This is a genomic window from Sphingobacterium sp. T2, from assembly GCF_000814685.1.
GTDB lineage: Bacteria > Bacteroidota > Bacteroidia > Sphingobacteriales > Sphingobacteriaceae > Sphingobacterium > Sphingobacterium thermophilum.
This window is the reverse complement of sequence record NZ_JXAC01000327.1, coordinates 1-946: the sequence shown is the minus strand read 5'-3', so window position 1 is coordinate 946 and position 946 is coordinate 1. Positions and strand designations below refer to the sequence as shown.

Sequence of the window (946 nt, the reverse complement as noted above, 5' to 3'; positions counted from 1 at the left end):
TTACACAAAAAAACAATAATTCTCTGTTTTGTCCATAAATATTTGTTTGTAAGGGGCTTCACTTTATGGTTGTGCGATTTTGTCCATTGCGTATTTTGTATAACTTTCTTAAAGTTACTTTGGCAGATAATACAAAATACGCAGTATAGAAGTTGTTGATTTTTCTGGTTTTGATTTTCGGGACGGCAGGCGCAAGGATGCCGCAGTCATTTGGATGGATTTCAAATACGACCGGGCAAAGATTGATTTGGTCAAATCGCTGAAAGGTAGGTGGAGCAGGTCTAAGAAGTGCTGGTATGTACCGGACAACACCCATTTCCGGACACTGTTTGGGATGGAAATCCCACCGGTTGGCAAAGGGGTGTTGTCCAAATTGTCACCATTGAATGCTCGGGAGTTGCAACGCATGAAAGAGGTATTGCAGATGAAAGCCTATAGTCCATCCACCATAAAGACATACATGATCGAATTTGCACAGCTACTGTATATTTTGAAAGATGTGCCCGTTGATTCGCTGGGCTACGACCGTCTCCGTGCTTACATTCTTTATTGCATCAATACATTGAAGATTTCAGAAAGCCAGCTGCACAGCAGCTCAACGCCATCAAATTCTATTTTGAACAGGTGCTCCATAAACCGGACTTCTTTGCCGAAATCCCACGGCCGAAGAAGCCATCCACTTTGCCAAAGGTGTTGAGTCAAAAGGAAGTAAAGCGGATATTCGACGTTGTACGAAACCAGAAGCATTTGCTGATGCTGCAACTGTGCTACGGAATGGGGCTGCGAGTAAGTGAGATTGTCAATCTGAAATTGAGCGACATCGACAGTGGACGGATGCAGGTACTCATCGAAGCGGGTAAAGGAAAGAAAGATCGGTATGTACCACTACCGTCTGCAGTGCTGGATTTGCTGCGGGAATATTATAAAGCATACAAGCCCAAAACTT

The 946-nt window shown here is 43.7% G+C and carries 2 protein-coding genes and 1 pseudogene; 2 read left to right on the top strand and 1 reads right to left on the bottom strand.

Annotation, left to right across the window (positions count from 1 at the left end; translation table 11 throughout):
- Positions 1-114: 114 nt before the first annotated feature.
- On the bottom strand, positions 115-408 hold the full coding sequence (locus tag SD31_RS19655) for a hypothetical protein (protein WP_231561713.1): 294 nt from the start codon (positions 406-408) through the stop codon (positions 115-117).
- Between SD31_RS19655 and SD31_RS21065 the strand changes: the two are divergent.
- Both SD31_RS21065 and SD31_RS19645 read left to right on the top strand, forming a co-directional pair.
- Positions 335-526, top strand: a pseudogene (locus tag SD31_RS21065) (integrase); the annotation flags it as partial. The gene SD31_RS19655 and the pseudogene SD31_RS21065 sit on opposite strands and share 74 nt — an antisense overlap.
- Before the next feature lie 23 nt (positions 527-549).
- Positions 550-946: tyrosine-type recombinase/integrase (locus SD31_RS19645; protein ID WP_231561712.1), on the top strand; the 397-nt coding region annotated here is incomplete at its 3' end.

Coding starts and splice junctions, on each gene's coding strand:
- SD31_RS19655 (WP_231561713.1), bottom strand. CDS start 408: ATGCGTTGCAACTCCCGAGCATTCAATGGTGACAATTTGGACAACACC.